Here is a 20073-nt window from a genome sequence, read left to right as displayed (position 1 = left end):
TGTACAAAAAAGTTACCTCGATTTGAAAAGATAGTCCGGTTAGTCTGTGGACATGCCTTTTGACAATCGACTACAACATGACCGCTTTTATTGACTCAATCTTCATCAGCCATGGCGCACCGACTTATGCAATGGATCCCGGGCTGCCAGGAAAAGCCCTTGAGCAGGTGGGCCAAAAACTGGTGGTGCAAGGCACATCGGCCTTGATTGTACTCAGCCCGCACTGGCGAAGTGCAAAGCTGGCGGTAACAAGCCACAGCGCGCCGGTGGTTGTGCATGATTTTCATGGTTTTCCCAAGGCCTTGTATGAATTGAAACCCGAAATTGCAGGCGCCCCCCTATTGGCCGGAAATTTGGTCGAAGCCTTGGGCGGGCAAGGTATGTCGGTTGAGCTTCGGCCACAACAGGGATTTGATCATGGTGCCTGGGTGCCGTACCTTCACCTGTTTCCAAACGGCGGGCCACCGATGCTCCAATTGAGCATGCCGGTGGAGTGGACCAGCCAAACAGCAATGAAGGTGGGTGAGTTGTTGGGTGAATTTGCGCGCAAGCACAAAGCAGTGGTGGTAGGCAGCGGCAGCCTGACCCACAACTTCGAAGACATGGATTTAAGGGGTGCCCTACAGGGACAATCCACTCCACCCGAGTATTTGACTGAGTTTACAGAGTGGGTTAAAGCCAGATTAAGTACGGGCGACAGGCAAGCCATTGCGCAAGCTGAGCATAAGGCACCGCACTTTGCCCGCGCCCACCCCGATGACGACCATTACCTGCCCTTGCCGTTTGCACTGGGTGCAGCGGGCGAGGGGGCAATGGTCGAGGCACTGCCTGAAGAGGTGCGCTACAAAGCCTTGTCGATGCAAAGCTTTATATTCACACGCGGGTTTAAACCACAGTGATTGTTGCCTGCGCAGTGATGGGGCACGGCAAGGTGGGGTCGAAGGTGAGCGACACCGCACTGGCCACAAAAAATCCGCCAATGTGCTGGGCTGCAATTTCCGGTGGTGTGCCTGGCTTGGTCAGGTTCACGTCTTGTGCAAAGGCGTAGATGCGCCACAGCCCGCGCACTTCATGACGGTGCCTCAACAATTGCCGCATTGCTTCCTTGATGTCCAAAGAACCTGCATACGCACCATCATTGGCACCTGGATCAAAACCGAGACCATCGTCAGTCAGCGGCACTACAAAGGTAAAACCATCGGGTGCGCGGAACAGTGCAAAGGCATACAGGTCGGTGCCCTTGAACAATTTGCCCTCGGTGCGATGGAATTTTGCACGTACCCACAGGGGTTCGCCCAGCGCAACGGTGTTGGGTGTTTCCAGTTCCACGCCATCAGACAAATGGATGTTGGTTTGGGTTTCCCGCACGGAGTATTCGTAGGTTTTACCGGTGGTGAATCGAGTGTAAGTCCATTCCACGTCGGCGGTGTAGGCCTTGCCGGCGTTGGGCTCATCCGGCAGCTTCCACTTGGCCACCACTTTTTCACCCACGGTGAGTTCATCCTCAGCAGGCAGGGTATTGGCTTGTCCACGCCAGAAGGGATCTGCTTCATCGGAAAGCGCCACGCCGATTGCCACCGTGGCCACAGCCGAGGCCACGCCGGCGACGGTGAATTCTTTCTTAGGGCCGGCATCGACATCGGGCGTGCAACAATTGACCGAGGGCTCGGTTTCATCGAATGTACCACTGACGCCAAATGAAGCGGTGCCAGCGCCTTTGGCGGCGGCAACCGCAGCCACAATGGCGGCGATGACGGCGATGATGATGGCAAGCACTTTCCACCAAGGGTCGGAAAATGGCAGCTCGGCGTGCATGCCGCTGTACGCCGGGTTGGGCACCCAGGCCAGGGTGGCGCCGGTGGGTATCCAGGGACCCATGTCGGGTGGGCACTCGCAATTGCCCTTTTCATCCCGACCCCACTTCGGATTTTGAACAATGGCGCTGATGTTTGACATGGTCAGAACACCTTCTTCAATGCTACAGGTGTAACTGTTGGTGACCGGGTCATATCGGGTTTGGGATACGAATATTTGCTGGATGGTTCTGCGAGAATCGAAGCCATCGGCCTTGGCCACAAAGCTGACAAGGCGCTTGCCCGGTGTGGCATTTTTAAAATTGGCGTCCCACATGACCAGCACGGCGGCACCTGCAGGAATGGAAGCGAAGTGAAATGTTTTTGCGACCGGCACAATGCCGGGGTCGCCAGTGCTTTCAAGGTAAATGGTGACATTGGTCAGCGCAGCACCCGACATGTTGGTGTAGTGGCAAGCGATGCGCAGGTCATAAATGGCGTTGTCGAAAATGCCATCGGGCAGCATGATGTTGGTGACGGGTTCGATGGCAAATGGACGGGTTAAAACCTGAAGGGGTGTGGCGCTCATGACTGGGCCTCCTTGTGTGTTGTTGCCTGACCTATCAGCACGAAACCGAGTCCACCCAGTACTTCATCGCCAGCACGCTCAACAATGTGAATGAATTGGTATTCGCCAGCTACGAGGCTTTTCGCACGAATGGCCACGTGCAGGCCGGTTGAAGTGCCCTTGGGTATGCGCATTTCCAGTTTGGTTTCCCCCACCGGGTCTTTCTCGCACAAGGTGCGTGGGCTGGAGCTTAGGCCAACTTCCACAGCCGCTTTTCGAGCAGGCTTTAAACCGCGAAGCCCCAGGCTGAGCAGGGTTTTTTCATCCAGCTTGTCGCCCAGTTCGGCCGTCACGGTGACTGCTTTGTCAACACGCGGTAAGGCAGATACGGTGAGTGCGAACAGGAATGCGCGCTGCATGGCGGCATTCAGCACAGTGAGGTTTTTCTGGGCCACTTGCGGGTATATCGGGGGATTGAACGCATCGGGCAGGGGGTTGGGCAATGGGTGCCCGGGATGGTCTGCGACGGCAACCAGGCATTCATGGCCACCGTTGACGATGACGGGGAGCCAGGGCACCAGACACAAGGCGTCTTGCACGCCACCGGCCGGTACATCGGCGAAGGCAGAACCCACCAGTGTTGCGTTGCTGCGCGTGACCTGCAGGGCCGGGTTGGCCCAATAGAAGTCAATTCGTATGCCGTTGGCGGGTGTGGTGCCGTTGTTGGCCACTTTGGCCCACAGGTAAGCAGGCTGCCCGGCCATCGGGCTACCGGGCGAACCGCCGGGGTCGTTGCCGGGAACAACCCAGATGTCCGGGCTTAAATACCAATGGGGTTCGCCGTCGCGAATGAGCAAATCAACAGCCATGAAATTCTCCTTGAGAAGGAAACCTGGTGGGCTTCTGTTGATTGGTATTCTTCGGCTTGGCGGGGTTGGTCACCACCCCCTAAAATGCTCCCTGTTCCGTTCTGGATCTGGTCTTCTGGAATCAGGCGCCCATCCAGGCCAATGCGATGGCGGTGAGCACGGTTGAAATGCCTGCACTGTAAATGGTCTTGATTTTTCCTGTCATTTTGATGCTCTCCGGAATCATTTCATTGCACACCACAAAGGCCATGGCCCCTGCGGCAAAAGCCATGGAAGCAGGGGTGCCCATCGGCCAGGCCTCTGCCACAAGCACACCAATTGCAGCGCCAACCGGTTCAACCAATCCTGTGGCCAAGGCAGCCGACGCGGCGACTGCTTTGTGAATACCGATACTCCACAAGGCAGTGGCCACGATCAAACCCTCGGGTATGTTTTGCATGCCAATGGACAAGGCCGTGCCGGATGCACCGTTGATGTTGCCCATACTGGCACCCACGGCAAAACCTTCGGGCACGTTGTGAAGCGCAATGGCAATGGTCATGAGCAAGGCCATGCGCGTGCGTTCTGCACCCGCCATTTCATGGCCTGCTACAGGGTGTTCGTGGGGCAAGGTTTGATCAAGAATGGTCATGACACCATAGCCTGCTGCCGCAGACACCAGGGCCAGCATCAGGGCACCCTCGGTTTGAATGGCGGGGAGGAACAGGGAGATGACTGCAGCGGCGGCCATCATGCCGCCCGCGATTGCAATGAACAGGCCCAAACCGTTGTCGTCAATTTTTTTCATGACCAGAAGGGCCAAACCGCCCAAGCCTGTTGCTGCTCCAGCAATGGCGGACAATTTCACAGCCTGCAACTGGGCGGGGGTTGCGAGAATGTGCTGAATGGCTGCCCAGACAAGTGGCGCACCTTCCGAAGAGATTACTGCCACACCAAAGCCGGCGATCAGCACGCCCATTGCGGCGCGGGCCACACGCACGGTGTCCAGACCGGGTTGACCCATACGGTTCAATCCCGCAATTCGGGTGATTGTTTGAAAAGTCATGGTGGGCTCCTGTTCTTCGAATTGCTTGAATACAAGATGGATTGTGTTCCACCAATGGACATTGATCCAACGGATTATTTCGATAGAATCAATCGGATTTTCCGATTAATAATGGAGATCCTGACAGTGACCCTATTTGCAGGTACGGAATCCGGACAACACGTCCTGCCGTTCAGGCTGAAAGTAGTTGCGATACTTGGGGTGAACCATTTCAGGTGCAGTGGCCCAGCTGGCGCCTTTGAGCACCTTGCGGTCATGAAACCAAGGTTGGGAATAATCCACGTAGGGATGCATTTTAAAACCCGCGAAGGGCAAAAAGGTGTCTGCGGTCCATTCCCAAACCTGGCCCCAGGTCATGTCGGGTTGGGTGTGGGCAGCGTATTCCCACTCGGCCTCGGTGGGCAATCGGCGGCCGGCCCACTGGCAATAGGCTTGGGCGTCGAACCAACTGAGGTTTTCAGCCGGTGCATGCAGATTCAGCGGACGCTTCTGCCCGAAAGCGACATTCATCCAAAGACCCTGTTCAAACGCAATGAACGGAGGTGCCGTGTGGCCTGTGGCCTGAATGAATTGCAGATACTGCGCCCACGACACCGGCTGGGAGTCGATTTGAAACGCACCGATTTGAACGGTGTGTGCAGGTAACTCGTTGTCGAATGCGAAGCCGCTGGTTTGCCAACCGAGAACCCATTTCGAGGCAGGAATTTCCAGTTGAACGTTTGACTTGCTGACTTGCGCGCCAGCACGCCTTGCGTACTGTGGGCTTAATGGAATATTCAGCAACTTGGCCATGAACACTGCAGCCTCGTTGTGCATTTGCTCATGCAGCAGGCTGAGGCGAAAAAAGTACAGGAACTGGTCGGATTTTTCAGGGTGCTCGCGACACAGTTCATCGGCTTTTTCAAGCAGCTTCAGTGTTTCATCGAGTGCCGATTGCAGGTAGTTGCGTGTGCCTTGTAAATCGGGCAAACCAATTTCCCAACGGGTGTCGTGGGCAATGGTGCTGGAATTCAAACGCGCATCCGCATTGGGCAAACGCGATTCCGTCCGGGGATGATCCGGGTTGCAGGCCAAGCCCAAAGCCCAATCGGGATTACGCGCCAGCCACCAGTCTTGAAACCAGGCCACGTGACACAGTTCCCAAAGTGGCGGGTTTAATCCGGGGCGGCAGGGAACATGGCAATCTGCTTCCAAAGTGGCCACATAATCGGCCAACAAACCCAGTGTGCGTTCACGCGTGCGCAACAAGGCCTCGCGAAGAAATGCGGCACCGGCAGTGCGGGCGAGTTGGGCGGGGCTGGGTTGCTTATTCAAGGTTGATTGCTGCGGTACAGGGGGGTTTAGTGTACGACAGGTTTTAACCCGGATCACTGAACAGAAACGATTGTCGACCCTTGCTACAACAACACAAGTTTGTAAATTTCCTGCCCATCCGGGTATTCCTTGGTTTCCATCACACAGCGCTCCAAGCGCAGCAGTTTGTTGAACTTGCTGCTGTTTTGTTGAATGACATGGCCAGGGAACACGTTGCAATAAAGGTCGCCAGGTTCAGTGCACAAATGTTCCATACGCACCGCGCCTACCACCGGGCTGCCCAGCACGGATATGTCTTTGGCGAAGGTTTCAATGTAGCCTGGGCCGACATCAATCCCAATGCCAACACCCACCCCCCGAGGCATGTTCTTGGTATTGCGGCGCAATTCTTCAATCACTGCGACATTGAAGCGATCCACCAGGTTTTTGGACAACTTCAGCACGGTGTGCATGGTGTCTGCCAAGCTGTTGGGTGAAACCAGCCAGAATGACAGAAAACCATCACCGGTGAATTTGTCGAACCACCCGCCTTGGCTGCGCACCAGCCCCTCGGCATATTCGATGTAGCCACCCACGGTTTTCGCATACAGGTCAAACCGTATGGCCTCTTTCATGAGCATGGTAGATTTTCGGATGTCCAGTGCCATGACCAGCATGTCCAGGGACTGTTTGCTGGCGTTGGCTTGGCAAACCTGTGCGTACAAGTCGGAACCCATGCCGTGCGGCGCATGGGTTTTTAGCAGATCACCGAAGCTTTTGATTTCTGAGGGGTCGGCAAACGCATGGGCAGGATTCATCGAGCAAGTCAGGGGAAATGCGGAAGGGGTATTGGACCGCATCAAAGGAAGGTTTGGCGCACAGTGCTTGAAGAAATGCCCGCGGTGCTCCGTTCTGAATTGCCAAATCAATCATCACCAATACAACCCAATTATTTTTCCTGCTTTAATTGGAAAATACGATTAACAAACGCGCATTAAAACAGGCATTGAATGAGCTCCCGATACACGCACGCACCGGCACTGTCATTAAAACAGCTCAGCTACCTGCTGGCTGTTGCAGACACACTGAACTTCACTCGCGCGGCTGAATTGTGCTTTGTCACGCAGTCGACCTTGTCAGGCGGCATTGCTGAACTGGAACGCACGCTGGGCGTGCAACTGGTTGAACGGGACAGGCAGTATGTGGCCTTGACTCCCATTGGCTTGGAAACCGCCCGGCGTGCGCAAGACATTTTGTCGGCGGGCAACGACCTGGTGGCCAAAGCGGGGCAGGCTGTTGACCCAGCCCTTGGCCATTTCACGCTGGGGGTAATACCGACAATTGCGCCTTTTTTGCTTGGTGCTGTTTTGAGCGAGATACGCACCCAATTCCCGGAGTTGCGGCTTAACGTCCGCGAAAGCCAGACCCGTGCTTTGCTCGATGAAGTAGAGAACGGCGAACTGGACGCAGCCTTGATTGCGCTTCCCTTCGCGTTGGGAAAACTTCAGGCATTCAAGTTGTTTGACGAGAAACTGCACTGGGTGGCCCATCAAAAGGACACCCTTTTCAATGGAAAAAAGCGGCATTTGACAGAAATTGATACAAGTAAACTGCTAATGCTCGAAAAAGGACACTGCCTTCGCGACCACACCTTGTCTGCTTGCAACACAGATGCTGGAAAAAATGGGTTGAGAGACCATGGTTTGGTAGAAGTCACGAATCTGAGCACGATTGTGCAGTTGGTAAACTCGGGCCTTGGCAGTGCGATGCTGCCGGCCATGGCGATTCAGGCTGGTATTTTGAAGGGTACGGATGTGAAAGAGGTGTCACTGGGCTCCCCCCACCCGGTGCGGACCATCGCCTTGGTAACCCGAGGCAGCCACCCCAACCTGGGTTTTGTTGAGCATCAAATTTGCCCACTTCTAAAACACAGCAAACCCGCGTGACTTAGGTAGTCAAGTCAATATCGCCAAGCCCTCTTAACTGGTATGATGAGTTTACCAGTTAGTCTGAGTTTAAATTAGGCAATGCGAGACCATGGATTCCATACAAAAAACGTCAATTTCGGAGCAAGTCTACTTGCAGCTGCGCAAGCGAATTCTGAGCCGCTCCTTGCCCACAGGCGCGGAGCTGCCATCCGAACGTGAACTGGCTGAAACTCTCGGGGTGAACAGAGGTGCGGTGCGTGAGGCCATCAAACGCTTGCAACAGGCCCGTTTGGTACGTGTCAGGCATGGTGGTGCAACCCAGGTTGAGAACTTTGAATCAGAAGGCGGGCTTGAACTGCTGCCCAGCCTGATGAGCACCGCAAAAGGCCAGGTGAATCTTGAAGTGGCGCTGGGCATCATCGCGCTGCGCAAGGCGATTGCACCGACAGTGGCGGCACACGCCGCAGTGCACGGGGGTGAAGTGCTGGCACAACAGCTTCGTCCAATCGTCCACAAAATGCAGGCTGCGACTGAACTGGAGACCTTGCAGCAACTGGCCTTCGAGTTTTGGGGACATGTGGTTCAAGGCAGTGGAAATGTGGTCTTCAAACTGGCCTTCAATTCCATGAACCAGACCTACCTGGCCGCCTGGCACAGCCTGACCCAGGTGATGCAGGAAGAATTTCGTGACGTTGTCACCCTGGCGCAATTGGCAGACGCCATTGGTGCCGGGGAACACCGCCGCAGCGAAGTGCTGGCACGGCAACACATCGAGTTGGGCAGCCGGGCTTTGAGCGCCGCATTCAGCAAAACCAATTCAAACAATTAAAACAAGTGACGGAGACATCTCATGCTGGGAATTCCATTGGGCCTTTTCACTGCCAACGCGGTGGAGTGGGGCATGCACCGCTACGTGCTGCACGGCTTGGGCAAGAAACGGGGCACGTTCTGGGCGTTTCATTTTCATGAGCACCACAAGGAAGTACGCCAACATGGGTATTGCGACCCCAACTATGAAAAATTTCCTCTGGGACTTCACGCACAAGGCAAAGAGGCCTGGGCGCTGATTGCCAGTGCAGTGGCTATCGCACCGCTGTTTCCAGTGGCTCCATTTTTTGTGGGTACCCTGTGGTACAGCGGTTTTAACTACTACCGGGTTCACAAGAAGAGCCACATGAACCCGGCCTGGGGTGAACTACGGGTACCTTGGCATTATGACCACCACATGGGCAACAACCCAAGTGCCAACTGGTGCGTAACCCGCCCATGGTTTGACTACATCATGGGAACGCGAGTTTTTACCGAAGATGGCATGCGCGAAACCAATGTGCTGGGGTTGAAAAAAATACCGGCCTGGCTGGAACGCGCATTGCCCAAACCGGTAATGCTTGGCAAAGTAACCTCAAAAACAGCGCAACAGCGCACCGCCTGAGCCTGTGACATAATCGCCCCAACACAACAAGGAGAATTGAATGGGCTTGCTGATTTTGGTTACCGGCCTGGTGCTGTTTTTGGGTATGCACGCTGTACGCATTCCAGATGAGCAACGCAGGGCTGGCATGATTGCCCGTTGGGGGAAAAACAAGTACCGGGGAATTTACACGGTTTTGTCAATTACCGGTTTGGTATTGATTGTTTACGGTTACGGACAAGCCCGACTGGACCCGATTTTCGTGTGGAGCCCACCTGCAGCCACACGACACATTGCAGCCCTGCTGATGCTGTTCTCGATGATTCTGCTGGCTGCTTGCTATGTGCCGATGAATCACATCAAGGCCAGGCTTCAACACCCCATGACGCTGGCAGTCAAGGTCTGGGCGCTGGCACACTTGCTGTCCAATGGCACCTTGGCCGACATCCTGTTGTTTGGCTCCTTCCTGGCCTGGGCTGTTCTGCTGTTCAAAAGCGCACGCAAAAGGGCTATTCCGATGAGTTTCAGCGGAGACGGCCCCACCAAGGTCGGCACCATGATGACCGTGGTGGTGGGCGTACTCGCCTGGCTGGTGTTTGCAGCCTGGCTGCACGTGCAACTGATCGGAGTCAGCCCCTTTAGCCGTTAAAGCTTCAGGGGTTTACAAGTACCAGAAACACAAGGCTGCTACTGCTGTGGGCGCCAAAGCCCCAGCAAGCAGCCCGCCTGCGGACACTGCTTCGCCGGGAAACTGGCGTTTGAGCAGTGACAAACCAGCCGGGTTTGGTGCATTGGCGATCACAGTCAAGCCACCGCCCGCTACCGCACCGGCCACCAAGGCATAACGGAAACTTTCTGAGGTGCCTTCAATCAAGGAACCAAGGTAGGTCAGAGCCGCATTGTCGGTAATGGCTGTTAGCGCCATGGCTGCAACAAACAACACACCGTCATCCAGATCGCTGACCGCAGGCTGCAACCACCATTGCTGCATGCCCCCCAGCACCACCAGACCGGCCAGGAAGAAGGCAACCAGCAGACCTTCCTTCAACAGAAGGCGCGACTGGAAGGAGTTGTAAGCAGCCGTGAAACCCAGAAAGAACAAGAAAATACCCATGAACACCGCTGGGTGGTGTGCAAACAGCACCACAGCGCCCAAAAAGGCAAGGTGAATCACCATGGCCCACCAAGGCACAGGGGCCAGGGGTTGGCCATCTTCACCCAGGGCTTCAGGCGTTTTGACTTCGGCACCCAAATGTTTGGCCGCAAAGAAGATGAACACGGTGGCGTTGATGAATACGCCAACTGCAGCCTTCCAGCCAAAGTTGGCGAGCATGAACGGTGTGTCCCAGCCCCAGGTACCCGCGACCATCAACACGGGGGGCGCGGCAAACGAAGTCAGCACACCGCCAATTGAAATATTGACGAACAACACGCCCAAGCCCCAATAACGAATGAAATTGGGTACGGCCTTGTTGAACAACACATCGCGCAACAACAGTGCAGCAAGCGTCATTGCAGCAGGTTCGGTAATCAGGCTGCCCAGCAACGGGACCATGAACAAACCCAACCACGTGAATGCAACACCCTTGCTCACTGGCATCAGCCTGGCCAGCCCTTCAACGAGTAAGCGCGAAGCATCCAGCACCGGGCGGCTGGCAGCCACCACCATGATGACGAAGACAAACAGGGGTTCTACATATTTGCGCGTGTCGACATATTCCACTGCGGAATCAAGATTGACACTGAAAGCCATTGCAATGACCAGGAACAGGGCCCAGATGCCGAAGACCGCTTCAACTTCGCCAAGCAGGTGAAACAAGCCACTGTGGTGCTTGCTGGTGTGGGCCAAGCGCTCAAAGTAGCTGGCAGAAAAAGTATGTACAAGTGCGCCGGCAAAGAGAAAGGCGGCTATCCACTGGATGGTCGTTGCAGTCATGTCGGGTTCTTTTTTTGTGGGTTTGAAAGGACACTGGTCGGGCCTAGAACGCCCGGAATTCAGCAGGGTTGATAGAAAGAGCCTATCACACCATTAAAGTTCCCTTATTTCACTATCTAAAGGGAATTTCATCAGAATGGCCACAAATCCATGAATAGCCTAGAGACATTCCCTTGAGCAGCACTGCATTTCGGGAAAAATTCCCTATGTGACCACCGGTCAACATTCCTACACTCGCAGGACTACTTATACAGTTCACGAGAGGGACGACATGCAAGCATTTCGAATTACCGCAGTAGCCGGTGCCGTACTGGTAGCGATGGGGTACACCACATTCAGTCAGGCACAGAGCGCAGCATTGCCAGGCGTTGAAGTGTCAGGCAGCAGTATTTTGCCATCCAATATCGAAAACCTGCCTGGCTCCTCGAGCGTCTTGACACGGGACGACCTGGACAAGCGCGAGCCATTTTCAATTCTGGAAGTGGTGCGAGAAGTACCTGGCTTGCATGTGGTGTCGGAAGATGCTGCAGGTACACACCTGAATATTGGCTTGCGCGGATTGAACCCGCGCCGCAGTTCGCGGACGTTGCTGCTGGAGGATGGAGCCCCTACCGTATTTTTTGCACCTTATGGCGACCCCTCGGCGCACTATTCGACTCCATTGGAGCGGATCGAACGAGTTGAGGTCTTGAAAGGATCAGGCCAGATTCTGTATGGCCCGCAAACATTGGGGGGCATGGTCAACTTTGTGACCAAGCCTGTGCCCAAGGACGGCTTCGAAGGCTCCGCCAAGCTGTCGGTTGGCAACCAGGGTTACCGTGGCACACACTTGAACATGGGCACGGGTTCAGAGCAGGGCGGTGTCATGATTGACCTGCTGAAACGACAAGGCGACGGTATACGTGCACAACATGATTTTGATGTGCAGGATGTCACCATCAAAGGGCAGTTGAATATCAACAGCCAGCATTCGTTGACCGCCAAGTACACTCGTTTTGAAGAAGACTCTCTGTTCAGTGAAACGGGTCAGACCGCTGCGGAGTATCTTGCCAATCCCTATTCTGTTCCGGGCAGTGAAGGCGAGCGATACGAGATGGAACGCGACACCATTCAGCTGATTCACGGCTGGAAACTGGGTGAAAAAGCGAAACTGACGACGCAGGTCTATCACTCTAAAACGGATCGAACCTCCAGACGTTCAAGGGAATTCGAATCTGAGTTTGACCCCGCCGACCCCACTACTTTTGGCTTGGGCGAACTGGAAACCGATGCATTTGCAACTCGACCCCGTGAGTATTCTGTTTTTGGAATCGAACCGAAACTTGAATTCACGCACACTGCATTCGGCTTGCCCAGTGAAGCCATCATCGGGATGCGTTATCACACTGAAGACATCGACAGAAAGAAGTTCCTGCTTGATTCAGTCAATGGAAACGTAACCAACTTTGACGAACGCTTGCTGGCCGATGTTGAAGCGACTGCATTTTATGCCCAAAACACCTTTATCGCTGGCAACTGGACAGTGACACCAGGCCTGCGTGTTGAGCGCATTGAACTGAACAAGACACTGTTTATCGAAGATGCAGGCAACCCACTGGGGTTTGCCCAGGCCGACAGATTGCAAAGCAGTGAAACCGAAACATTGCCCGGCATCGGTTTCACCTGGAACGGACTGGACAACACCACCGTGTTTGGTGGAATACACAAAGGGTTCGCACCCCCACGCCCTGACCGGGATGTGGACAACAATATACTTCAACGTGTAACGCCTGAACTGGCCACGGTGACTGAGCTGGGTATTCGCCGAAATGTAAAGGCTGGCACATTGGAAGCGACCCTGTTCAACATGGACATCAAGGACATCGTGGTGCAGTCAGGCGGCGTGTTCCGCAATGAAGGTGAAGCACAGCACACCGGCCTGGAGTTGGGCGGCAAATTGAACCTGGGCGAACTGTTCAGCGAAAAAGCCAATCCTTTCTTTGTCAGCGTGGCCTACACGAACCTGTTTACAGCCAAATTCAAGAACTCGGGTATTGTTGGCGGTGAAGGTGAAGACGGCTATGGCGCTTACCAGGCCGGTAACCGCTTGCCATACGCACCAAAACAAACCCTGGCGTTGAACTTGTCTTATGAAACACAGCAGTGGAACGCGCGCCTGGGTGCCACCCATATCAGCAAGCAGTTCGCCAACACTGACAATTTCAGCGGGACGAGCCCTCAAGGTTTTTGCCCCAATGGAGACGACCCAGCCAACGACCTGTTCTGCGGACTGGCTGGCGAAGTTGAAGCGGTCACCTTGTTGAATGCATCCGTCAGCTTTCAGCCTGCAGGCAGCAAGGTTGGCTATTTCCTGAATGCGGAGAACCTGACTGACAAGCAATATATTTCTGCACGCACCAACGGTATTCAGCCGGGAAGGCAACGGCAGGTTGTTGCGGGTATCAATGTGAAGTTCTAAACGAAGCGCGCGTGCACCGAGTCTTTTGCACTTGGTGCATGCCCTTCATTAGTTTGCTCAGGCGCATGCCCTCTTCCGCCAGAAAGCCTGTATTTCCCTTTTTTGAAATTCACACTGACTCACCGGGTTCGGCAAAACAGATGGCCGAACCCGTTGTCGGCTTGCAGCCGAACGTGGCGTGTGAATTCAAAACGGGCAGGCTTTCCTGAATGGCGGTACGAGGGCCATGCTGCCTTTGCAAACTGAACGGGCAGCGCCTGTTAATCGCTGTGAGCGACTTGCGACTTGCAGCGTCCACTGAATCACTGGCCCCATCTCCGGCGCTAGTTCGCGGCCTGCGAGATGTTCGTTTGCTGCATCATCTTGACGATTCAGGGCAAGGCTGCCCGGCTGATTCGCAGCGCGGGGCGATTGCGCAAGCAATCGATGCGAAGACGCGATCGCGTTTCGCATTCCCCAAGCCAGAATCAACCAGCCGGGAAATCAGCCTTGACCAAGGCAGGATGAGCAGCAACGAACATCGAGCAAAGCCAGTGGAATCTAGCGCCCAACCGGCTTCTTGGCCAGCTTGCGTTGCAAGGTCCGCCGGTGCATGTTCAAGGCTCTCGCAGTAGCAGACACATTGCCCTCGTTCTCATTCAACACACGCTGAATGTGTTCCCATTCAAGCCGCGACACAGACATGGTCTGGAACTCCGAGGTGTCCTGTTCAACAACCTCAGCGTCGGCCACATCTTCATCTAGCGCACGCAATATGGCAGTGCTGTCGGCGGGTTTAGCGAGGTAGTTATCCGCACCCAGCTTGATGGCTTGAACCGTGGTTGCAATGCTTGCATACCCAGTCAGCACCAGCAAACTGGCCTGGGGTTGCAGGGCGCGCAGCTGGGTAATCAGTTGAAGGCCAGACTGTTCGCCAAGATTCAAATCCAGGGTAATGTCAGTGAAGGCGCGCTGGCTGGCTGCAAGTATGGCCTGCTCGCGGGTCAACGCCACGCAGGTCTGAAGCTGCTTTCGCTCCATGGAATTTGCCAGGGTGTTCGCAAACGCTTCGTCGTCATCCACGATCAGGATTGATCTGTTCATGCGGGCAGCACCGGCAAACTCAAACTGGCGCAAACACCCGGATTAAGGTTGCGTAAGCTCAACTTGCCGCCTTCCCTTTCAAGCAGGTTCGACAACAGGAACAAACCCATGCCCTGTCCATTGGCCTGAAACAGCTGCTGTCCGATCTTGGGCAACAACTCGGCATCAATGCCACCACCGGAATCATTCACGAACAGCGTCATGCAATTGTTGTCACATTGCATGCCCACCTGCAAGGGCGCCTGAACACCCGCGCGCTGCTGGCTTTGGGCGGCGTTGTCGAGCAGTGTCGTCAGACCCAATTCGAGCAATTCCTTCCTGACCTTGAACTCACCGGCAATCGAGGCGAGGCTGGGCATCAAACGGACCTCGTGCTGGGGATTGCGCGTACGCCATGTGGACAAGGTGCGCTCAAACCACTCACTGGGCTTGATGAGCTGGGCATCGGCAATGTGGCGGGGGTCGACCTCGATTTGCGCCCGCAATTGGCTCAAAGTGTCGGTAATCGACTTCACCTGCGCGCTCAAAATGGCCATTTCCCTTGCATGGGCCTGCATGGCGGGCTCGTGCTGCCAATCTGAAACGATGGTTGAAATGGTTGATACTGGCGTGCCCAATTGGTGCGCAATGGATGCCGCCTGATTGCCCAAAGCGGCTAGCCGAGCCTCGCTTGTCAATCGATTCTGGGCCCTGCCCAGGGCCTGGTCACGGTTGCGAATGGACGAACTCAGCCGTGCCACAAAACCCACCAGAATCAGGACGCTGACCATGAAGTTGACCCACATGCCCACCAAGTGGAAATGAACACCATCGTCGGGATTGGACAATACCAGTGGCAGGTAGTTGGTCATCAACACGGTGTAAGCCAACACACTGAAAATGGCCAGCAGTGCAACCTGCACCCAAGGCAACAAGGCCGCAGCCAACCCGAGGAGGGGCAAATAGAGCGACACGAAAGGGTTGGTCACACCACCGGTGAAATAGAGTACAAAACTGAACGCGGCTAGGTCTGCAAAAAGCTGTGCCGCCACTTCAAAACTGCCAACCGATTGACCCTTGTGCAAACGGATGAAGGTCAGCGCGTTCAGTAAAGCCAAAGCGCCCAAAATGCCCATCAAGGTCAGCCAGGGCAAAGAGACTTTCAACAGTAAACCGACCACAGCAAGCAGCATGACCTGCGCGCACAAAGCCAAAGTACGCATCCAAAGCACGGTGACCAGCTGTTGCCGGCGCACCGAAGGGGCGGTTTGATCCTTCAGTCCTTTGACCCATGCCGGAGCATGCAGTCCTTCTGCACTGGCTTGGGGTGATGCCGCTTGATCAGGAATTGGTGTTGATTTCATGTGCTTATTTTAAGGGGCTTCTCGCGTGGCTGCCGGGAATTGGTGGGGTCTGATGACGGCTGCGACAATATGCCGCATTCACTCTCATGTTACTCAGGGGTATAAGTCCAAGTCGACATTAATTTTCAAACTACCTGAGCCAATGATGCCAATTCGCCCACCCCACGCCCTTCGCCTTGTTCCAGCAGCTTTGTTGTTTGCCCTTTCGCAAGGCCATGTTCACGCCCAAACAAATCTTGCCGATGTTGAAGTGAAGGCACAACGCGAAGCGCTGAGCGCGGCCAACGTGCGTGTGGCCACTGAAAAACTGGAACAGATTCCGGGCGGTGCCGCTGTGGTGGATGCGAAAACCTTTGAAGCCGGTAAGGCGGTGACCATCAAGGACATGCTGGATTTCACACCGGGTGTTTTTTCTCAAAGCCGGGTGAATGAAGAATCGCGCTTGAGCATTCGGGGATCCGGTTTGTCACGCACATTCCACATGCGTGGCATTCGCCTGTTACAGGATGGTATTCCCATCAACCTGGCCGATGGCGGTTCAGACTTCCAGGACATCGACCCGCTGGCCCTTCAGCACATTGAAGTTTACAAGGGCGCGAACGCGCTGCAATACGGCGCAGCCAGCCTCGGGGGTGCCATCAACTTTGTGACACCGACCGGCTACACCACGCCCAACAGCGTGGTACGCGTAGACGCCGGTAGTAACGAGTTTGCCCGTGCACAGTTCAAAACAGGTGATGTAGTAGGCAACTGGGATTACTTCGCCTCGATTTCGCAACTTCGTTCAGACGGGTTCCGCCAGTTCAGCGGACAGAAAAACACCCGCTTGAATGCCAATGTCGGCCTGAAAATCAGCCCACAGCTTGAAACCCGTTTTTACGTGATCCACGGCGACATGAATCAGGAACTGCCTGGTAGCCTGACCAAGGCACAGATGCAGGCTGACCGAACTCAGGCAAACTCTGTGTCTTCATCGAACAACTCCCAACGCGATTTCCTGATTACCCGTGTTGCAAACAAGACCACGTGGATTTCACCCAATGGGGTGGAATACAACGCCGGTGTCTATGCGGTCAACAAGAACCTGTATCACCCACTGACCTTTCCCAACATTGTGCAAGGCAACCCAAATCCGCCACGGCCAGCATTGATTGACCAGCAAAACCGTGATGTAGGAATTTTTGGCAGTCGCATCAGTGAAAGTGAATTGTTTGGCTACCGACACAACGCAACCGTGGGATACAACTATGTCAAGGGCATGACCGAGAACAGGAACTTTGATCATGTTCGCGGAGAGCGGGTAAGGCTTCATGCCTACGATGATCAGAAAGCCAGGAACATCGAGCTTTACGGAGAAAGCCGATTACATCTGAATGATCGCTTTCAATTCATAACCGGTCTGCAATGGACACACGCCAAGCGCACATCAGATGATCAATTGCTTAGCGACGGGAACGGCAGCTATGAACGCCGCTATGCACAGTTCAGTCCCAAGGTGGGAGCACTGTGGCAAGCCGCTGACAACATTCAAATCTACACCAACTTGAGCCGTGCATTTGAACCCCCCACGTTTTCCGAGACCAGCCCCGTGCGTGCTTTGGAGGCTCAAGAATCAACCACGTTTGAATTAGGTACACGCGGAAACCTGAAAGAAGTTAAATGGGACATCAGTGTTTACCACAGCCGACTGAATAACGAGTTTGTAACCTATCAGTTGCCGGCCATGCAACCAGCCATTTTGAATGCCGACAACACACGCCACCAGGGCGTTGAAATTGGTTTGGCTGGCCCCTTCGCAAAAAATGCACTGTCGCAGGGTGACAAACTGGACTGGACACTGGCCTACACATTCGGTCGCTTCCGCTTCGACAATGACAGCGTGTACGGTAATGCTGCCATTCCCGGTATTCCAGAAGAGTACGTTCGCGCGAAACTGGATTACACGCACCCCAAGGGCTGGACCGTTTCCCCAAATCTGGAATATGTGCCACAGGGTTATTTCGTAGACCTGAGAAACACCTTCGCCAGTGACCCCTACCTTCTGGTGGGGCTGAGTGCTTCTTACAAAGCGAGTGAGACACTTCGCTTCTTTGTGGATGGAAGAAACTTGACTGACAAAAATTATGCTGCGACAACTGGTGTGGTTATTAACGCTGGTGGAGCAGATGTCGCCCAATTTGCCCCAGGGGAAGGCCGTAGCGTGTTTGCAGGTGTGGAAGTCAAATGGTGAAGCTTCAAGGCGCATGACCTTCTTTAGTTTGCAAGGCGCATGCCCTACTTCCGCCAGAAAGCCTGTCTTTCCCTTTTTTAAACTCACACCGACTCACCGTGGTTCGGCAAAAGGAATGGCCGAACACGGTGTCGGCTTGCAGCCGAACGTGGCGTGTGAATTCAAAACGGGCAGGCTTTCTTGAATGGCGTTACGAGGGCCATGCTGCCTTTGCAAACTTGAAGGAGCTCTACGCCTGAGGCTTGCAGCTTGCGACCTGCGACCTGCGACCTGCGACCTGCAACCTGCGGTGTTTCTTGAATCACCGGCCTTCCTCCAGCGGAAGTTCGCAGCCTGTGAGGTGTTCGTTTGCTGCATCATCTTGCCGATTCGGGGCAGGGCTTCCCGGCTGATTCGCAGCGAGGGGCGATTGCGCAAGCAATCGATGCGAAGACGCCACGCGTTTCGTATTCCCCAAGCAAGAATCAACAAGACGGGAAATCAGGCTTGTCCAAGGCAAGATGAACTGCAACGAACACCGAAAAGAGCCTGCGCAACGAAGCGCCTCAGCGAAACTTGCTTCGCAATCCAAACCCCGCCATCAACACGATCGACAGAATCACAAACACGGCCATTGCGATGTTCTGGATTTCCCTGCCCAATGGGAACATGAAGTTCCACTTGTGCAGCATGCTGAAACTCCAGGTTTCCGGCTTGGCTGAATTCAGCGCCTTGTCGGCCATCACGCCCGTGGCAGTGTCGATAAAAACACTGGCATTCAAGGGTTGTGCGTACTCAAACTTCCACACCGGCAAGCGTTTGTTTCTAAAATCATAGTCGGGGCCAAACCGCGTCACGAGCGTGGCATTTTGAATGGCTTCACGTGGCAACCCCGTGTGGTAAGCAGCCAATTGATAGGCCAATTCCCGGTCGCCTTCAGGCCATACCTTGCCGTCTGCCGCATCAACATAGAGCGCGGGGCCGGTGGGTTGTACACCATCGAATCGCGCGTTGCGAATGGCAGAATCACCGATCGGCACCTGCCCCTTGGGAACAGGAAGCGCCAAGCGGTAAAAAGTGTTGCCCGATTCATTGGCCACAAGTGAAACCCCCGACACGGTCAGATTTTCAGTCAAAGCGACCCACTCGGAATTCACCGGAAACTGCAAACGCGAGATGTCCATTGGCTTGCCCATGCTCAAGTACGAGGTGTCGCTTGGCCAGCCATGCTGAATGAGGTGATAAAAACCACTGAAAGAAAACATGAACACCGGCAACACCAGCACGTACCCAGCAATGCGATGCCACCCTTTGGCGCCCGCAGCGCGCACCTTGCGACGAATCAGAATCAACATCGAGAGGCCGGTCAGACTCATCAACACCAAGGCACCTACCAACACTGCCATTAATATCACGCGTGGGGTTTCGGCAGATTTTGGCATCCAGCCCCAAGTGTGAAACCACTGGAACCCGGTCTGAACCCAGTCCTTGGTGTGATTGGACACGCCAGCCAGCGAGGCTGTTTCGGTGTACACCAGCGTATTCAAACCATCGGCACGGTCGAAAGTGACGCGGTAAACAGGCAACAGCCGGTTCACGGGGTGATAGTCGGATGAAAACTGGTCGATCCACTGCACTGAAGCAATGTTCTCGTAAGGCAAGTTCATGTAGTGCCGGGCCAAAAAGGCGGCGTACGCCTTGTCATGATTGGGCAGCTCAACCCCTGTTTTCAGGTCAAAGTAACGACGAGGCTTGCCTTGTTCTTCTGTGACTTGAAGTAGATTGTCTGCTTCACCCACCACCACCTTCACGGCCACTGCCTTCTGAATACCGGCTTTGGTCAGAATGTCCCGGAATGGCTGCGCCGCAGACAAACTCAATACCCGCTGCGGTGGGGCGAACACGGCGGGTTGTACACCAAACAAGGTCAACCACGAGTGCAGCAAACCCGAACCACCCCACAACAACAAGGCCGCAAAACCAAGCCAGGCCAGGCGGCGGTGCCACTTCAGCATACGGACCTTGAACTGGGTGGGTACAGACTTATTGGATGACGACGACATAGTTGAGCAAACCTGAAAAAACAATTTGCGATTGTGGCGCATGTCAACGCGCATAGGCTGCGACATTTCGTCGC

General features: G+C 54.7%; 16 protein-coding genes. 7 read left to right on the top strand and 9 right to left on the bottom strand.

Features of this window, described 5'->3' with window-relative positions:
* Nucleotides 1-59: 59 nt before the first annotated feature.
* Nucleotides 60-899, top strand: a complete 840-nt coding sequence (locus RGQ30_RS00580) for a DODA-type extradiol aromatic ring-opening family dioxygenase (RefSeq protein ID WP_338284605.1) — start codon at nt 60-62, stop codon at nt 897-899.
* Here the strand turns inward: RGQ30_RS00580 and RGQ30_RS00575 are convergent.
* The 5 genes from RGQ30_RS00575 to RGQ30_RS00555 form a co-directional block, all read right to left on the bottom strand.
* On the bottom strand, nt 886-2382 hold the full coding sequence (locus tag RGQ30_RS00575; RefSeq protein WP_130557143.1) for a hypothetical protein: 1497 nt from the start codon (nt 2380-2382) through the stop codon (nt 886-888). The genes RGQ30_RS00580 and RGQ30_RS00575 overlap by 14 nt on opposite strands.
* Nucleotides 2379-3230 carry a hypothetical protein gene (locus RGQ30_RS00570; RefSeq protein ID WP_130557144.1) on the bottom strand — a complete coding sequence of 284 codons (852 nt, stop codon included), beginning with the start codon at nt 3228-3230 and terminating at the stop codon, nt 2379-2381. Before RGQ30_RS00570 ends, RGQ30_RS00575 begins: the two co-directional genes overlap by 4 nt.
* A 121-nt stretch (nt 3231-3351) precedes the next feature.
* A complete protein-coding gene (locus RGQ30_RS00565; RefSeq protein ID WP_130557145.1) occupies nt 3352-4275 on the bottom strand; it encodes a ZIP family metal transporter in 924 nt (307 codons plus the stop codon).
* Between the two features lie 132 nt (nt 4276-4407).
* Nucleotides 4408-5589 (bottom strand): selenoneine synthase SenA, encoded by a 1182-nt coding sequence (senA, locus tag RGQ30_RS00560; RefSeq protein WP_130557146.1) that lies wholly within the window; start codon nt 5587-5589, stop codon nt 4408-4410.
* An 83-nt stretch (nt 5590-5672) separates the two neighbouring features.
* The gene (locus RGQ30_RS00555) at nt 5673-6386 is read right to left on the bottom strand and encodes a hypothetical protein (RefSeq protein WP_298218409.1); all 714 of its coding nucleotides are present in this window, start codon (nt 6384-6386) and stop codon (nt 5673-5675) included.
* 192 nt (nt 6387-6578) lie between these two features.
* Here RGQ30_RS00555 and RGQ30_RS00550 point away from each other — a divergent pair, with 192 nt between their 5' ends.
* The 4 genes from RGQ30_RS00550 (at nt 6579) to RGQ30_RS00535 (ending at nt 9556) form a co-directional block, all read left to right on the top strand.
* A complete protein-coding gene (locus RGQ30_RS00550) occupies nt 6579-7514 on the top strand; it encodes a hydrogen peroxide-inducible genes activator (RefSeq protein WP_130557148.1) in 936 nt (311 codons plus the stop codon).
* A 91-nt stretch (nt 7515-7605) separates the two neighbouring features.
* Nucleotides 7606-8325 (top strand): FadR/GntR family transcriptional regulator, encoded by a 720-nt coding sequence (locus RGQ30_RS00545; RefSeq protein ID WP_130557149.1) that lies wholly within the window; start codon nt 7606-7608, stop codon nt 8323-8325.
* A 21-nt stretch (nt 8326-8346) separates the two neighbouring features.
* Nucleotides 8347-8928, top strand: coding sequence for a sterol desaturase family protein (locus RGQ30_RS00540; RefSeq protein WP_130557150.1), 582 nt, complete (start codon nt 8347-8349; stop codon nt 8926-8928).
* A 40-nt stretch (nt 8929-8968) separates the two neighbouring features.
* Complete coding sequence (locus RGQ30_RS00535; protein WP_130557151.1) at nt 8969-9556, top strand: NnrU family protein; 588 nt, start codon at nt 8969-8971, stop codon at nt 9554-9556.
* Nucleotides 9557-9568: 12 nt separating this feature from the next.
* On the opposite strand, the gene RGQ30_RS00530 is transcribed toward RGQ30_RS00535, so the two are convergent.
* Entirely contained in the window at nt 9569-10843 is a 1275-nt protein-coding gene (locus RGQ30_RS00530; protein WP_130557152.1) for a putative Na+/H+ antiporter, read from the bottom strand.
* A 271-nt stretch (nt 10844-11114) separates the two neighbouring features.
* Between RGQ30_RS00530 and RGQ30_RS00525 the strand changes: the two genes are divergently transcribed.
* Nucleotides 11115-13301 carry a TonB-dependent receptor family protein gene (locus tag RGQ30_RS00525; RefSeq protein ID WP_338284604.1) on the top strand — a complete coding sequence of 729 codons (2187 nt, stop codon included), beginning with the start codon at nt 11115-11117 and terminating at the stop codon, nt 13299-13301.
* 540 nt (nt 13302-13841) lie between these two features.
* On the opposite strand, the gene RGQ30_RS00520 is transcribed toward RGQ30_RS00525, so the two are convergent.
* Both RGQ30_RS00520 and RGQ30_RS00515 read right to left on the bottom strand, forming a co-directional pair.
* On the bottom strand, nt 13842-14384 hold the full coding sequence (locus RGQ30_RS00520) for a response regulator transcription factor (protein ID WP_130557153.1): 543 nt from the start codon (nt 14382-14384) through the stop codon (nt 13842-13844).
* Nucleotides 14381-15727 (bottom strand): ATP-binding protein, encoded by a 1347-nt coding sequence (locus RGQ30_RS00515; RefSeq protein WP_130557154.1) that lies wholly within the window; start codon nt 15725-15727, stop codon nt 14381-14383. Before RGQ30_RS00515 ends, RGQ30_RS00520 begins: the two co-directional genes overlap by 4 nt.
* 142 nt (nt 15728-15869) lie before the next feature.
* On the opposite strand from RGQ30_RS00515, the gene RGQ30_RS00510 reads away from it, so the two are divergent.
* Entirely contained in the window at nt 15870-17957 is a 2088-nt protein-coding gene (locus RGQ30_RS00510; RefSeq protein WP_338284603.1) for a TonB-dependent receptor family protein, read from the top strand.
* 545 nt (nt 17958-18502) lie between these two features.
* On the opposite strand, the gene RGQ30_RS00505 is transcribed toward RGQ30_RS00510, so the two are convergent.
* A complete protein-coding gene (locus RGQ30_RS00505) occupies nt 18503-19999 on the bottom strand; it encodes a hypothetical protein (RefSeq protein ID WP_130557156.1) in 1497 nt (498 codons plus the stop codon).
* Between the last annotated feature and the right edge of the window lie 74 nt (nt 20000-20073).

This window comes from Limnobacter thiooxidans (genome assembly GCF_036323495.1).
Taxonomy (GTDB): domain Bacteria; phylum Pseudomonadota; class Gammaproteobacteria; order Burkholderiales; family Burkholderiaceae_B; genus Limnobacter; species Limnobacter thiooxidans.
This window is presented reverse-complemented; position numbering and strand designations above follow the sequence as displayed.

Bases quoted from the DNA above. Each gene is read 5' to 3' on its own strand.
- RGQ30_RS00545 (WP_130557149.1), top strand. From the start codon at position 7,606: ATGGATTCCATACAAAAAACGTCAATTTCGGAGCAAGTCTACTTGCAG.
- RGQ30_RS00515 (WP_130557154.1), bottom strand. From the start codon at position 15,727: ATGAAATCAACACCAATTCCTGATCAAGCGGCATCACCCCAAGCCAGT.
- RGQ30_RS00535 (WP_130557151.1), top strand. From the start codon at position 8,969: ATGGGCTTGCTGATTTTGGTTACCGGCCTGGTGCTGTTTTTGGGTATG.
- RGQ30_RS00555 (WP_298218409.1), bottom strand. From the start codon at position 6,386: ATGAATCCTGCCCATGCGTTTGCCGACCCCTCAGAAATCAAAAGCTTC.
- RGQ30_RS00520 (WP_130557153.1), bottom strand. From the start codon at position 14,384: ATGAACAGATCAATCCTGATCGTGGATGACGACGAAGCGTTTGCGAAC.
- RGQ30_RS00530 (WP_130557152.1), bottom strand. From the start codon at position 10,843: ATGACTGCAACGACCATCCAGTGGATAGCCGCCTTTCTCTTTGCCGGC.
- RGQ30_RS00575 (WP_130557143.1), bottom strand. From the start codon at position 2,382: ATGAGCGCCACACCCCTTCAGGTTTTAACCCGTCCATTTGCCATCGAA.
- RGQ30_RS00565 (WP_130557145.1), bottom strand. From the start codon at position 4,275: ATGACTTTTCAAACAATCACCCGAATTGCGGGATTGAACCGTATGGGT.
- RGQ30_RS00505 (WP_130557156.1), bottom strand. From the start codon at position 19,999: ATGTCGTCGTCATCCAATAAGTCTGTACCCACCCAGTTCAAGGTCCGT.
- RGQ30_RS00570 (WP_130557144.1), bottom strand. From the start codon at position 3,230: ATGGCTGTTGATTTGCTCATTCGCGACGGCGAACCCCATTGGTATTTA.
- RGQ30_RS00510 (WP_338284603.1), top strand. From the start codon at position 15,870: ATGATGCCAATTCGCCCACCCCACGCCCTTCGCCTTGTTCCAGCAGCT.
- RGQ30_RS00525 (WP_338284604.1), top strand. From the start codon at position 11,115: ATGCAAGCATTTCGAATTACCGCAGTAGCCGGTGCCGTACTGGTAGCG.
- RGQ30_RS00540 (WP_130557150.1), top strand. From the start codon at position 8,347: ATGCTGGGAATTCCATTGGGCCTTTTCACTGCCAACGCGGTGGAGTGG.
- RGQ30_RS00550 (WP_130557148.1), top strand. From the start codon at position 6,579: ATGAGCTCCCGATACACGCACGCACCGGCACTGTCATTAAAACAGCTC.